Source organism: Azospira sp. MPR-E4 (assembly GCF_058809645.1).
This window is the reverse complement of sequence record NZ_JBXAST010000007.1, coordinates 29830-43481: the sequence shown is the minus strand read 5'-3', so window position 1 is coordinate 43481 and position 13652 is coordinate 29830. Positions and strand designations below refer to the sequence as shown.

The 13652-nt window shown below is 66.5% G+C and carries 10 protein-coding genes; all 10 read right to left on the bottom strand.

Going from position 1 to position 13652, the window contains the following annotated elements; translation table 11 throughout:
• Positions 1-3: 3 nt before the first annotated feature.
• Entirely contained in the window at positions 4-2370 is a 2367-nt protein-coding gene (locus AC1RTA_RS03810; protein ID WP_492783989.1) for a GspE/PulE family protein, read from the bottom strand.
• The gene (locus AC1RTA_RS03805; RefSeq protein WP_205231391.1) at positions 2370-3452 is read right to left on the bottom strand and encodes a cyclic nucleotide-binding domain-containing protein; all 1083 of its coding nucleotides are present in this window, start codon (positions 3450-3452) and stop codon (positions 2370-2372) included. Before AC1RTA_RS03805 ends, AC1RTA_RS03810 begins: the two co-directional genes overlap by 1 nt.
• A 7-nt stretch (positions 3453-3459) precedes the next feature.
• Positions 3460-4233, bottom strand: a complete 774-nt coding sequence (locus tag AC1RTA_RS03800) for an MBL fold metallo-hydrolase (RefSeq protein WP_492783988.1) — start codon at positions 4231-4233, stop codon at positions 3460-3462.
• A gap of 13 nt (positions 4234-4246) precedes the next feature.
• Entirely contained in the window at positions 4247-6460 is a 2214-nt protein-coding gene (locus AC1RTA_RS03795) for a CHASE2 domain-containing protein (RefSeq protein WP_492783987.1), read from the bottom strand.
• A 43-nt stretch (positions 6461-6503) separates the two neighbouring features.
• Complete coding sequence (locus tag AC1RTA_RS03790; protein ID WP_130460122.1) at positions 6504-7232, bottom strand: FHA domain-containing protein; 729 nt, start codon at positions 7230-7232, stop codon at positions 6504-6506.
• A 22-nt stretch (positions 7233-7254) separates the two neighbouring features.
• On the bottom strand, positions 7255-8082 hold the full coding sequence (locus AC1RTA_RS03785; protein WP_014236546.1) for a Stp1/IreP family PP2C-type Ser/Thr phosphatase: 828 nt from the start codon (positions 8080-8082) through the stop codon (positions 7255-7257).
• 16 nt (positions 8083-8098) lie between these two features.
• A complete protein-coding gene (locus AC1RTA_RS03780) occupies positions 8099-10624 on the bottom strand; it encodes a CHASE2 domain-containing serine/threonine-protein kinase (RefSeq protein WP_492783986.1) in 2526 nt (841 codons plus the stop codon).
• 233 nt (positions 10625-10857) lie between these two features.
• The gene (locus AC1RTA_RS03775; protein ID WP_492783985.1) at positions 10858-11829 is read right to left on the bottom strand and encodes an ornithine cyclodeaminase family protein; all 972 of its coding nucleotides are present in this window, start codon (positions 11827-11829) and stop codon (positions 10858-10860) included.
• Positions 11830-11831: 2 nt separating this feature from the next.
• Positions 11832-12533 carry a TerC family protein gene (locus AC1RTA_RS03770; RefSeq protein ID WP_014236543.1) on the bottom strand — a complete coding sequence of 234 codons (702 nt, stop codon included), beginning with the start codon at positions 12531-12533 and terminating at the stop codon, positions 11832-11834.
• Positions 12534-12745: 212 nt separating this feature from the next.
• Complete coding sequence (gene sucD, locus AC1RTA_RS03765) at positions 12746-13642, bottom strand: succinate--CoA ligase subunit alpha (RefSeq protein WP_014236542.1); 897 nt, start codon at positions 13640-13642, stop codon at positions 12746-12748.
• Between the last annotated feature and the right edge of the window lie 10 nt (positions 13643-13652).

Genomic DNA, 13652 nt, shown 5'->3' with positions numbered 1-13652 from the left:
CTCCTATTTGATGCAGACCGCGTGTACCTGCTTCATGTCGGTAATGCCCTGCAGCACCTTGTCGATGCCGTCCATCTTCAGGGTGCGCATGCCGTCGTTGAGGGCGCAGGCCACCAGCTCGGCCACCCGGGCATGTTCCTGGATCAGTTTCTTGACGCCGTCGGTCCCGGCCATCAGCTCGTGCAGGCCGACCCGGCCCTTGTAGCCGGTGTCATTGCAGGCGGGGCAGCCCTTGGCACGATACAGGGTGAACTGGCCGTCCTTGGCGTAGCGGCTGTTCCAGTCCCGGTAGACGGCTTCGTAGGAGCCCTTGGGGTCCTTCTTCCAGCTGTCGGTGTTGGTCAGCTCCTCGCAGTACTCGGTCAGCAGCCGCTTCATGTCCTCCGGCGAGGGCTGGTAGGCCTCCTTGCACTCCTTGCACAGGCGCTTGGCCAGGCGCTGGGCCAGGATGCCGAGCAGGGCGTCGGCGAAATTGAAGGGGTCCATGCCCATGTCCAGCAGGCGGATCACCGATTCGGGGGCGCTGTTGGTATGCAGGGTGGCGAACACCAGGTGGCCGGTGAGGGAGGCCTCGATGCCGATGCCGGTGGTTTCCGCATCCCGCATTTCGCCCACCATGATCACATCCGGATCGGCCCGCAGGAAGGAGCGCATGACCGTGGCAAAATCCAGGCCGGCCTTCTTGTTGATCTGCACCTGGCGCAGGCCCTTCTGGGTGATTTCCACCGGGTCTTCCGCGGTCCAGATCTTGGTGTCCGGCGTGTTGATGTGGCCCAGGATGGAATGCAGGGTGGTGGTCTTGCCCGAGCCGGTGGGGCCGCAGACGAAGAAGAGGCCGTAGGGCTTGCTGATGATGCTCTTCAGGGTCTCGTGGTTGTGGGGCGTCAGGCCCAGGCTGTCCAGGGGAATGGGCTCGCCGGCGGCCAGGATGCGCATCACCACGTCTTCCATGCCGCCGGCGGTGGGGATGGTGGCCACCCGCAGCTCGATATCCAGGGGGCCGTATTTCTTGAACTTGATCTTGCCGTCCTGGGGCTTGCGCTTCTCCGAGATATCCAGATCGCACATGATTTTCAGGCGGGCGATGAGGGCATTGCGGTAGGAGGCGGGAATCTCGATGTAGGGCACCAGGGAGCCGTCCTTGCGGAAGCGGATCAGGGTCTTTTCCTTGCCCGGCCGGGGTTCGATGTGGATGTCGGAAGCCCCTTGCTGGTAAGCCTCGATGATGATCTTGTTCACCAGCTTGACCAGCTCGTTCTCGGCGGCGGCAGAAACGTCGTCGCCGACAACGTCGCCTGCCTCGTCGTCGCCGTCCCCCAGGTCGGAGAGCAGGTCGCCCACCGAGGCCACGTCCGCCAGGGCACCGAAGAAATGGTCCAGCACCTGGAGAAATTCCCGGTTGGTGGTGACCCGGTAGACCACCTTGCTCTTGGGGAAGATGTTGTTCACCACCCGGGAGTTGCGCACCCGCTCCGGGTCCGTCGCCACCACCACCACGCCTTCCCGGGTTTCCTCCACCGGCACCCATTGCTGGGATTCGAGATAGTCGCGCTTGAGGTTGCGCAGCAGGTCGATGGGTTTGACCCGCTCGCTGCGGTAGGGCTCGTAGGGGTCGCCGAAGTACTTGGCCAGGGCCTGGCCGATGGCCGCCGGCTTGACCTGGAATTCCTTGACCAGGACCTCCTCCAGATCGAGCCCCTTGCGCCGGGCCGAGCGCTGGGCCAGGTCCAGTTCGGCGGCGGAGATGACGGCATCGCTGACCAGGCCGTCGTACTTGGAGCGCACCCCGGGCACCGCCTTCTGGCGCTGGGTGAAGGCGATGGCCAGGGTCTGGGCCAGGCCCTGGACGCCCTCCTCCGCCACGGCGGCAAAGGGTACATCGTCCCGGTTGTTGATGATCTGCACCACCCCCAGCAAAGCCCCCTCCCCGTCGCTGATGGGCGCCACCAGCATCTGCTTGGTGCGATAGCCGGTGCGCTTGTCCACCTCCTGCAGGAAGTTCATCTTGGGGGAATAGGCCTTCAGCTCCACGTCGTCGTAGACGTCCCGGATATTGGCCATTTTCTGGGTCATGGCCACGTAGCCGGCCACGCTCTGCTCGGTGATGGGCAGCTTCAGGTCCTTGAAGGAATTGAGGCCGGTCTTCACCTTGGAGACGATGCTGCTGCGGTCTTCGCTGACGGTGTAGATGGTCAGCCGGTCCGCATTGAAGAGATTGCAGATGTCCTGGGACAGCTCCAGCATGATCTCGTCAATATTGCTGGTGGCGTGGATCTTGTTGGTGACCGCCTGCAGGTTCTTGAAAAAGAGCAGGCGGCTATTGACGTCGCCCTGGGCGCTGCTGTCGGGGGTGGGATGTGCTGCGTTCATTATTGTTCCTTCGTTTCGGCCAGGGGGCCCCAGAGCCCGCCTTCCAGCCACCAGGCCTGATAGCCCTGCTGCGTCAGGAGAAAGGCGACGGCCGAGCTGCGGCGCCCGCTTTGACAATAGACCACGTATTCCCGGTTCGGATCGAGGCTGCCGAAGGCGCCGCGCACCTCGTTCACCGGCAGGTTGATGGCCCCGGGCAGGCCGTCGAAACGGAACTCCGCCGGATAGCGCACATCCACCCAGACGGCCCCCCGGGCCACCCGATCCTGGGCCTCGTCGCGGGACAGCCCCTTGAGCAGGGGCGCCCGCAACAGGGCATCGAAATCCTCCTTGCCCAGCTTCAGCAGGACGCCCTTGCTCTTCATGGTGACGCTGGCGTTGCGCCGGGCATTGGCCACCAGGGCCTCCTCGCCGAAAGCCTGGCCGGCCCCCAATTGGGCCAGGACGACCTCCTTGTTGCCGAGGCGGCGGGTCACCTCGCAGTTGCCGGACTCAATCAGGTAGTAGGCATCGCCCACGTCCCCTTCCCGGATCAGTACTTCGCCGGCCGGCACCCGCAGGCGGCGGAAGCGTTGCAGCAGGACATCGATGTGGGCCGGCGGCAGCTGGCCCAGGGCGCTGGCGGTAAGCACCTGGACATTGAAGGCGCCGGACATCTGCCGCCAGTCGGTGGTCTCCTCCGGGGCGGCAGGGGCAACGGCCGGGGCTTTCTGCACGCCCGCATTGGCCGCCAGCTGTTCCCAGGTAAGCAGGATGTCCAGCAACTGCCCATCAACGCCCAGCAGTTCAACGTTCCCCACCGCCACCAGCGCCTGGGGCCGGGGCTCCTGCAGGCCCAGGGGCCAGGCAGCCGCCTCGCTGCCGGCCTGCAGCACGGCGCCGCTGCCGTCGGCAAACGACAGCCGCAGTTCGCCCTGCAGCAGGTAGAGGGAAAGCCCGGCCTCCAGGCGCTGGCGCGGCAGCGCCTGGCCCGGGGCCAGGCTTTCCAGGCGGCAGTAAGCGGCCAGTTCAGCCAGCCGCTCTCCCGACAGATTGCCCAGGGGCGAAAGGCGCGCCAGGGCTTCCACGCTCACCTTGGCCATGACGCGCTCACAGTTCGAAGACCTGGTTGTTCTGCAGCATGCGGGGCTTGAAGCCGGCCACGCCTTCCTCGATCTCCTGCATGGTCTGCTCGATCTGGCCGGGCTTCAGGTGGGTGATGAAAACCTCGGCCGGTCGCACCAGCTTGGCCAGTTCCTCCGCCAGCAGGCTTGGACAGAGGTGCTTGGAGGCGATGGCCAGGGCCCGCTCCTTGTTGGAGAAGGCCGTCTCGATGATGAGGTAGCGCAGGTTGGCAACCTCGTTCACCCGGGGCCAGAAGCTGTCGTTGCTAGTGGTGTCGCCGCTGAAGGCCAGGCTGTTGCTGCCCGAATCCAGCAGATAGCCTACGGCCGGCACCGTGTGTTCCGCCGGCAGGGCGGTGATGCTGCGGCCACAACCCAGGTCTACCCGCTGCCCCAGCTCCATGGCCTGGAACTGCAGACAGGGTTCTTCCCGGCTAGGGATTTCGCTGAAGTCGGGCCATACCAGCCAGTTGAAGACATGCTGGCGCAGGATGGCAAGGGTGGCCTCGCTGGCGTGCACCGTCACCGGCCGGCCGATGCGCATGTCCATGACGGTGTCGATCAGCAGGGGCAGGGAGGCGATGTGGTCGAGATGGGAATGGGTGAGGAAGATGTGGTCGATCGCCCCCAGCTCCGCCAGGGAAAGGTCCGCCACGCCGGTTCCCGCATCCACCAGCACATCGTGATCCACCAGCATGGAGGTGGTCCGCAAATGCCGGCCGCCGATGCCGCCGCTACAACCGAGAATCCTGATTTTCATGATTTTCCGGCCGCTACTTGGTTTCGAAAGTGGTGACGCCGTCCCAGCCGTCACCCGGAGCTTGCTGCCGCAGATGGGCAACGCGCTCGCCGTAAAGCTGATAGAGCCGGCAGTCACCGTTGAGGCGCACCAGGTTCATCAGCTGCAGCTCGGCCTGGTCCCATTCCTGGGCACGATAACAGCGCAGGGCCTGCTGCCACAGTTTCAGTTCATCCAGCAGGGCCTGGGGCACGCTGCCCACCAGGCCCAGAGGCTCATAAATGGCCACCGGCTCATCCTTGCCCTTCACCCGGACCCGGTCAAGCTCGCGGAAGACGCCGTCCCGCACCGCCGCCCGGGTGGCCTCGCCGACAATGATGCCGACGCCGTACTGCTTGGTCAGGCCCTCCAGGCGGGAACCCAGGTTCACCGCATCGCCCATCACCGTGTAGGCCTGGCGCAGGGGCGAGCCCATGTCGCCGACGGTCATGAGGCCGGTATTGATGCCGATGCCGATCTGCAGGGCCGGCCAGCCCCGGGCGGCGAAGGGGGCGTCGAGACGGCGCAGCTCCACCTGCATCTCCAGAGCCGCCAGCAGGGCGTGACGGGCATGGTCGGGGTCGGCCACCGGCGCCCCCCAGAAGGCCATGATGGCATCGCCGATGTATTTGTCCAGGGTGCCCCGGTGGTGCCGGATCACCGTGGTCATGGCGCCCAGGTATTCGTTGATCAGATGGGCCAGGTCCTTGGGGTCCAGGCCTTCCGAGATGCTGGTGAAGCCGCGGATGTCGGAGAACAGCACGGTCAGCTCGGCGTTGCGGCCTTCCATGCTGTAGCGCTCCGGGTCCCGGGCCATTTCGTCCACCAGCTCCGGCGGCACGTACTGCCCGAAGAGCTGGGTCAGCTGGCGCTTGCTGTGGGATTCGACGAAGTAGCCCCAGGACATGTTCATGGCGTAGAGGGCCAGGATCAGGAGCAGCACGCCGGCCACCGGCAGGGCCAGGCCGGACTGCCACAAAGCGAGGTTGAGCCCCACCACCCCGGCCAGCACCGCCCCGGTGAGCAGGGTGGCCCGGGATGGCGACAGGGACGGCAGCAGCAGGGACAGCAGCAGGCCCACCAGCAGCACCTGGACCACGTCGAAACCCAGGGCGTAGGGCGGCTTGTGCTTGAGGCTGCCGTCGAGCATGCCGGCAATCAGGTTGGCGTGGATTTCCACCCCCGGATAGGCCTCGCCCACCGGGGTCGCCCGCAAATCCATGAGGCCGGGCGCGGTGGTGCCCACCAGCACCACCTTCCCCTGCAGGCTGGCCGGCGCCACCCGCCCCTGCAGCACGTCCGCCGCCGACAGGTAGACGAAGCTGCCCTGGCCGCCCCGGTAGGGCACCAGAGTGGCCACGTTCTCGTCCACGGGAATGCGCAGCGCCCCCCGGGGGGTCGGCAGGTCCAGCCATTCCAGGCCGGCATAGCCGGAACCGCCGCCCCCTTCGGCGTAGCCCGGCCGCACCGGCACATTGCCCAGCAGCAGGCGCACCATGGCCAGGGAGAGGGATTCGTAGTACTGGCCGCCGTGCTCCACCAGCATGGGTACCCGGCGGGAAATGCCGTCGAAATCCACCAGGGGATTGAAGTGGCCGCCGGCCGGGGCCGCCGCCTGGAAGGCCGGCAGGTTGCCGCCGTAGCCGCGCCAGGAGGTGAACAGGATGTTGCGCCCCTGGAAGGTGCCGGCCGGCAGCACCGCCGGCGGCAGCGCCCCCTGGGGAATGCCGTTGGACATGTAGAAGCCCAGCACCACCGGCCGCCCCTTGAGGGTGGCGGCGAACTGGCCGTCGTAATCCAGGCTGCCGCGCAGGGAGGAGAGGGAGGCAAGGAAAGCTGCGTCGCCCTTCAGGCTGGTGGCGCCCATGCGCTCCAGGACCCGCAGGCCGGAGCTTTCATCGGGTTCGGCAAAGACCACGTCGAAGCCGACCAGCTGCACGCCGTAGTGGTCCGTCAGCTGCCGCACCAGCCGGCTCACCTTGTCCCGGCTCCAGGGCCAGCGCCCCACTTCGGCCAGGCTCTTCTCGTCGATATCGACCACCACCACCCGGCTGTCCAGGCCGCCAGGCTGGGTCAGGCGCAGGCGGGCATCGTAGGTGATGGCATCCAGGTGGGACAGCAGGGGATGCTGGTAGAGGCGGATGGAATGCCCCAGGGTGAGCAGCACCAGCGCCAGGCCGAGGGCGATTCTGACAAGGTTCTTTTTCAATTTGCCCCCGGCTGGCCGTGCGGCGCCGCTGCGTCCGCGCCCCTCAGTTCTTCAGGAAGAATTCCATCTTCACCCCGGCGATCTCAACCACATCGTGGTCCGCCAGGGGATGGGCCTGGGCGTCCAGGGTCTTGCCGTTGACCACCGGGAACTGGCCACCTTCCACATGGGTGATGAAATAACCATGGGGCCGCCGGGTGATGACGGCCACCTGCACGCCGGGCTTGCCCAAGGTGGTGAGGGTCTTCACCAGTTCCAGTTCCTTGCCCGCATTGGCGCCGTTGAGTATCTGCACCACCCCCAGCAGGGGCGCCGCGGCGGCGGCAGGGGCAGCCGGCGGCGGCGACGGGATGCGCACGTCGCCGAAGTTGGCATGGGTGGCCTCGCCCACGGCGGAGGCGGCGGGCGCCTCCTGGGGCTGGATGCTGCCGGGACGCAGCACCATGGTCTTCTCGAAGTCGGTCTCCCCCTCACGGGCGGCGGGCAGGTCGCTGATGAACTTGAGCTTGTACTTGCCCAGTTCCACCACGTCGCCGTTCTGCAGGAAGTGCTTCTTGATGGGCTGGCCGTTCACCAGGGTGCCGTTGGTGCTGTTCAGGTCCTCGAGAAAGGAATCGTTGAGGATGGTCACCAGGGCCGCGTGTTCCCCGCTGATGGCCAGATTGTCGATCTGGATATCGTTGTGGGGCTTGCGGCCGATGGTCATCCGCTCCTTGGTGAGCGGGATTTCCTTCAGGACCAGTCCGTCCATGGAGAGAATCAGCTTTGCCATAGTGCAATTCCTTAGCGAAAAATCATTTCAACCAGGCCAGGAAACGGGACCACCAGCCGCGGGGGGCGGCGAAGTCGCGCAGGACCTTGACCAGGATCACGGACACGTTGTCGCGGCCGCCGTTGTCGTTGGCCATCTGGATCAGCTGGGTGGCGGCCAGCTCCAGGTTGGCGGAAAGGGTCTGCAGGGTGAGGCCGATTTCCTCGTCCTCCACCATGTCGTTGAGACCATCGGAACAGAGCAGGAAGATGTCGCCCGGCAGCACCGGGTAGGAGCGGATCTCCGGCTCCACCTCCGGGTCCACGCCGAGGGCCCGGGTCACCAGGTTCTTGTTCATGGACAGCCGGGCCTGTTCCGGCGTCAGCATGCCGCTGTCGAGCTGCTCCTGCAGCAGGGAATGGTCCCGGGTGACCCGCACGAATTCCTCGCCGCGCAGGCGGTAGAGGCGGGAGTCGCCGATGTGGGCAACGGTCACCACGTTGTCGGCGAACAGGGCCAACACCAGGGTCGTGCCCATGCCCGCGTACTGGGGCTGGCTCTGGGCGGCGTGGTAGATGGCCGAATTGGCGGTGGCGATACGTTCCCGCAGCAGGGCGTTGGCGTAGGGCTCGCCGTCGGGCTCCACCTCCCAGGCGCCTTTCAGGATCAGGCCTTCCTCGATCTCGCCCGAGAGCAGGGTGGTGGCCATGCCACTGGCCACCTCGCCGGCGTTGTAGCCGCCCATGCCGTCGGCCAGGATGGCCAGGCCCAGGTGGGGATTGGCGAAGACCGCATCCTCGTTGTGGCCCCGAACCATGCCCGGATCGGTCTTGACGGCGATTTCCAGGGCCTCGCTCAGACTCTTATGCACGCAGTTTTCCTCCCCCTCAGAGCGTCACGTCCACGCCGCCGGCGCCGCCGGCGCCGGGGGCGCAGGCCGCACGCAGGTCGCGCGCCATTTCCGCCCCGGTCTGGTAACGCTGCTCCGCGTCCTTGACCAGGGCCTTGTTGATGATTTCCGCCAGGGCCGCGGGCACGGCCGGATTGGCCAGGCGCACGTCGGGGCTGGCCTCGTTGGCGATCTTGAACATCAGCTGGGCCATGGATTCGCCATGGAACGGCAGCTGGCCGCAGCACAACTGGTACAGGGTCACGCCCAGGGAAAACAGGTCGGAGCGGCCGTCGATCTTCTTCCCTGCCAGCTGCTCCGGCGACATGTAGGACGGGGTGCCGAGAACCATGCCGGTACGGGTGCGGGACGAATCGGTGATGCGGGCGATGCCGAAGTCGGTCACCTTGACCTGGTCCGACTCGGGCTCATACATGATGTTGGCCGGCTTGATGTCCCGGTGCACCACGTTGTTGCGGTGGGCGTAGTCCAGGGCCTCGGCCACCCGGGCGACGATGTCGGCTACCCGCTCGGGCGGCAACAGGTGGTCGGCCTTGGTGAAGGGCACCAGGTCCTTGCCCTTGAGGAACTCCATGGCGATATAGGCCAGGTCGTGCTCTTCGCCGGCATCGAAAATGGTGACGATGTTGGGATGGTTGAGGCGGCCGGCGGTTTCCGCCTCGCGGAAGAAGCGCTCCTTGACGTCGGCCAGCTCGTCTTCCTCGAACTCCTGGGCCAGGGCCATGGTCTTGATGGCCACCACCCGGTTGATCTTGGGGTCGCGCCCCTGGTAGACCACACCCATGGCGCCCTTGCCCAGCTCCTTTTCCACCTGGTAGCGGCCCAGCATGGGCTTTTCCACCTCGCCGCCGGTGAGGATCTGGGTGCCCCCGCTGCTGCGGGCGCCGGCGCCGCCGAGCATGATGGTTTCCGACATGGCCTTGGCCCGGGACAGGCGCATTTCCAGGTCCCGGAACTTGGGGTTGTAGCCGGACATGTAGCGGAACACGGCCTCGGCCTTGTTGAACTGGCGCTTGCGTTCGAAGTCCAGGGCCAGGTTGTAGAGGTTCTCCATCAACTGGTCGTCCAGGGGGCACTTGCGCAGCTTGTCGAAGGCCATGTCGAGCTGGCCCTGGCCCTGGAAGGCCAGGCCCAGCATGCGGTTGGACTCGGCCGATTCCTGGTCGGATTTCTCCTTGCCCCGCTCCGTCACCAGGAAGCGCTTGGTGGTGAGCAGGAGATGACCCAGCAGCAGCAGGGTGGCGGCGCCCATCAGCTGCAGCCACAGGCCGGCCCCCAGCATCAGGCCGAAATGCAGGCCGAGCAGGGCCGCCAGCAGCAGGGCGGTGAGGCCGGCGCCGACGCCGGCGGAAAGCCGGGGCAGCAACAGGATCAGGTACAGGGCCACCAGCAGGTAGGCGGCCAGCTCGGCCCCCAGGCCCCAGGCCGGGATGACGAAGAAGTGTTCCTGCAGGATGCTGGAGACGGAGTGGGCCAGGGTCAGCACCGGTGCCATGGCCGGGGATACGGGCGTCACCTGGCTGGCGCCGACCCCGGCGGCGGTGGCGCCGATGAGGACGATCTTGTCCTGGTACTTGGCGGCGGGAATCTTGCCGGACAGCACGTCGTAGAAGGAATCCACCGCAAAGGCGGGCTTGCCCTCCCGGTCCTTGTAGAAGAAGGTCAGCATGCGGCTGGCCGGGTCTGTCGGGATGCGCAGCTTGCCCAGGCGCACCGACTCCCCCAGGGTCGCCTGGATGTCGGCGGGCCCGAGATTGAGGCTGCGGGCGGCGATCAGCAGGGACAGGGAGGGATAGAACTGGTCGTAGTAGCTGAGCACCAGGGGTTCGCTGCGGATGCCGCCGTCCACGTCCACGGAGGCGTTGAGATGGCCGATGGCGGCGGCCTTCTCGCCGATGCCCGGCACCGGCAGCTGCACCGCGTTGGTGGGCAGGGCAAAGCCGCTGCCGGCATTGACCCGGGTCAGCTGGTTGCGGCTGACGAACTCCGGCAGGGGCTGGTCCGGCCGCCCCAGGGGATCGCCCAGCTGGAACAGCATGGGCAGCAGCACCGTGTCGGTGGCGCCGTAGCTCTGGGCCAGGCGGCGGTCCGTGTTGAGGGCGGCCTCGGCCTCCTGCAGGATGCCGGCGGCCTCCGCCGGCATGGCGCCCTGGCGGGAGAGTTCCAGCAGCCGGGTGATGTAGGCGTAGCCCGGATCGATCTGGGGCTCGGAGAACAGCACCGTGTTGCCGATGACCTTGGCCTTGGCCCCCACCAGGAGGTCGGTGAGGCGGGCATGGACGTCCCGGGACCAGGGCCAGCGGCCGATGTTGGCGATGCTCTGGTCGTCGATGGCGATCACCGCCACCCGCTCGGACGGGGTCCGGCTGGAGGCGGCCACGCCCATGTCGTAGGCCTTGCGCTCCAGGCTCTGGATCAACTCTCCATTGGCCGCGGCCAGCATGGCCAGGGACAGGGCCAGGCCGAGGAACCAGTCGGTCTTCCAGAATCCGGCTTTGCGCATGGCGCAGGGCCTCCAATGCCAAATTGATTAGTTGTCTTCTTCTATGGCCTGCCGGAATGGCCCAATGCTGGCTCCCTCCGGCTCCCTCGTGCCGCAACCCTATTATTCAGCGGCGTATTCTGCATTCTTACAGTGCCGCCTTAACTCAGTCAAATGGGATTCTCGCCGAGAAAGCCGGCGCCGGGCGCGCCATAATTCACGCTCCCCGGCGGGCGAGAAACAAACGGGCGTTTTCAGCCGCCGAACGGCAGCTCCTGGCCCAGCCCCCGGGCCCGGGCCTGGGCCAGCACCAGGGAGGCCAGCACCAGATCCTGCACCGCCAATCCCTGGGATTCGAACAGGGTGATCTGCTCGGGCGAAGTGCGCCCGGCACGGCGGCCGACGATGACATCACCCAGTTCCACCAGCTGGCGGGCGGAAAGGCGGCCCTTCTCCAGCAGGGGCACCAGATCCCCGGCCTCCTTCAGGGCCGTATCCACCGTATCCACCGCCACCAGGTCGCAACGGCGCACGGCGGCTTCGGACAGTTCCTGGCGGATCAGGGCATTGGAACCGGCGGCATTGATGTGCACGCCCGGCACCAGCCAGTCGGCGTCGAACAGGGGGGCGGCGGCCGTGGTGATGGTGCCGATCACATCGGAGCCGCGCACCGTCGCTTCCGCATCGGCGGCGGGGACGATCTCGACCCCGGGCAGGCGCTGGCCCATCTCGGTGCAGAAGGCTTCCTGCTTGTCCCGCTTGCGGCCGTAAACCTTGACCCGGCGCAGCGGCAGGGCGGTGCAGATGGCTTCAACATGACCCCGGGCCTGCCAGCCGCTGCCGAAGACGCCGGCCACTTCGGAATCGGGCCGCGCCAGCCATTTGGCGGCGATGCCCGAGGCGGCGCCGGTGCGCATCATGCCCAGGTAATCGGCTGCCACCACGGCCTGCAACACGCCGCTGGCGGCGTCGAAGAGAAAGACGTTGAAGCGGTTGCCGCTGCGGTTGCTGGTGTAGGCCTTGTAGCCCAGGATGCCCAGCCCGGGCAGGCCGCCGTGCAGCAGGTGCAGGGCCGTCTGGGGCAGGCGGGTGCGGGCCCGAGGCGTATCCTGGGCGGCCAGGGCGCCCCCCCGGGACAGTTCGCGGTGGGCGGTTTCCACGGCCTCCAGGGCCATGGGCATGGTCAGCACCGACTGGACGTCGGCTTCGCTCAGATACAGGGCCATTCTTACTCCACGGTAATATCGACGGGGGCCGGGCGCCGGGCCTGCAGCACCTTGCCGGCCAGCACCACCAGCACGGCGGCGAGGAGGCCGACGGCCTTGGGCAGCCAGGCCGGAGTGCCGGTCAGCCAGGGCGCCAGGCCGGGATCGGCGGCGATCATTTCGCCGGCGACGAAGCCGAGCAGGGCGGCGCCCAGGGTCACCACCACCGGCCAGCGCTCCATCAGCTTGAGGATCAGCTGGCTGGACCAGACGATCAGGGGAATGCTCACGGCCAGGCCGAAGAGCAGCAGGAACAGGCTGCCGTGGGAGGCGCCGGCAACGCCGATGACGTTGTCCAGGCTCATGACGAAGTCGGCGACGATGATGGTCTTCACCGCGCCCCACAGGTGGTCGGCGGCGTTGATGTCGTGGCCGTCGTCGTCCTCCGGCAGCAGCAGCTTGATGCCGATCCACAGCAGCAGCAGGCCGCCCACCAGCTTGAGCCAGGGCAGGTTCATCACCAGGGCGGCGAAGGTGGTCAGCACCACGCGCAGGCTGACGGCGCCGGCGACGCCCCAGAAGATGCCTTTCTTGCGCTGCTCGGGGGAAAGGTTGCGACAGGCCAGGGCGATGACCACGGCGTTGTCGCCGGAGAGCACCACGTCGATGGCGATGATCTGGGCCACCGCCAGCCAGAAAACGGGAGAAGTGAGGTCGAGTTCCATGGGGCCGGATTGTACCGTGGCCGGGCCCTGGCCCGGCATTTCCCGGACAGGCAGGGTCTGCGATGACAGAGCATGGGGCCGCTCAGGCAGGAAGGACGGGCATTTCCGGCATGGCATCGCCAGCAGCGGCGCCCCGCCCGCCTCCCAGGGCACGCCCCAAAAGAAAAAGGCGGGCCAGAAGGCCCGCCTTGGCATTGCGCCGGGGACGCTGCTTACTTCAGCAGACCCTTGAGCAGACGGCCCATTTCGGAGGGGTTGCGGGTCACGGTGAAGCCGCACTCTTCCATGATGGCGAGCTTGGCGTCAGCGGTGTCGGCACCACCGGAAATCAGGGCGCCAGCATGGCCCATGCGCTTGCCCGCGGGGGCAGTCACACCGGCGATGAAGCCGACGATGGGCTTCTTCATGTTGGCCTTGCACCACATGGCGGCTTCGGCTTCATCGGGACCGCCGATTTCGCCGATCATGATGACGGCGTCGGTATCCGGATCGTCATTGAACATCTTCATGACGTCGATGTGCTTCAGACCGTTGATGGGGTCGCCACCGATACCCACGGCGGAAGACTGGCCCAGACCGATTTCGGTCAGCTGGGCAACGGCTTCGTAGGTCAGGGTGCCGGAGCGGGAAACCACGCCGATGCGACCCTTCTTGTGGATGTGACCGGGCATGATGCCGATCTTGATTTCATCGGGGGTGATCAGGCCGGGGCAGTTGGGGCCCAGCAGCAGGGTCTTCTTGCCGCCCTTGGCTTCCTTTTCCTTCATCTTGTTGCGCACTTCCAGCATGTCCCGCACGGGGATGCCTTCGGTGATGCAGATGGCCAGGTCCAGGTCGGCTTCAACGGCTTCCCAGATGGCGGCAGCAGCGCCGGCGGGCGGCACGTAGATGACGGAAACGGTGGCGCCGGTGTCCTTGGCAGCTTCCTTGACGGTGGCGTAGATGGGGATGTCGAAGATCTTCTCGCCAGCCTTCTTGGGGTTCACGCCGGCAACGAAGCAGTTCTTGCCGTTGGCGTATTCCTGGCACTTTTCCGTATGGAACTGGCCGGTCTTGCCGGTGATGCCCTGGGTGATGACCTTGGTGTCTTTGTTGATCAGGATGGACATTCAATAACTC

What these genes read in the sequence shown, in the direction of transcription:
- sucD (WP_014236542.1), bottom strand. Translation starts at nt 13,642, where the DNA reads ATGTCCATCCTGATCAACAAAGACACCAAGGTCATCACCCAGGGCATC.
- AC1RTA_RS03775 (WP_492783985.1), bottom strand. Translation starts at nt 11,829, where the DNA reads ATGGCCCTGTATCTGAGCGAAGCCGACGTCCAGTCGGTGCTGACCATG.
- AC1RTA_RS03770 (WP_014236543.1), bottom strand. Translation starts at nt 12,533, where the DNA reads ATGGAACTCGACCTCACTTCTCCCGTTTTCTGGCTGGCGGTGGCCCAG.
- AC1RTA_RS03790 (WP_130460122.1), bottom strand. Translation starts at nt 7,232, where the DNA reads ATGGCAAAGCTGATTCTCTCCATGGACGGACTGGTCCTGAAGGAAATC.
- AC1RTA_RS03780 (WP_492783986.1), bottom strand. Translation starts at nt 10,624, where the DNA reads ATGCGCAAAGCCGGATTCTGGAAGACCGACTGGTTCCTCGGCCTGGCC.
- AC1RTA_RS03810 (WP_492783989.1), bottom strand. Translation starts at nt 2,370, where the DNA reads ATGAACGCAGCACATCCCACCCCCGACAGCAGCGCCCAGGGCGACGTC.
- AC1RTA_RS03805 (WP_205231391.1), bottom strand. Translation starts at nt 3,452, where the DNA reads ATGGCCAAGGTGAGCGTGGAAGCCCTGGCGCGCCTTTCGCCCCTGGGC.
- AC1RTA_RS03800 (WP_492783988.1), bottom strand. Translation starts at nt 4,233, where the DNA reads ATGAAAATCAGGATTCTCGGTTGTAGCGGCGGCATCGGCGGCCGGCAT.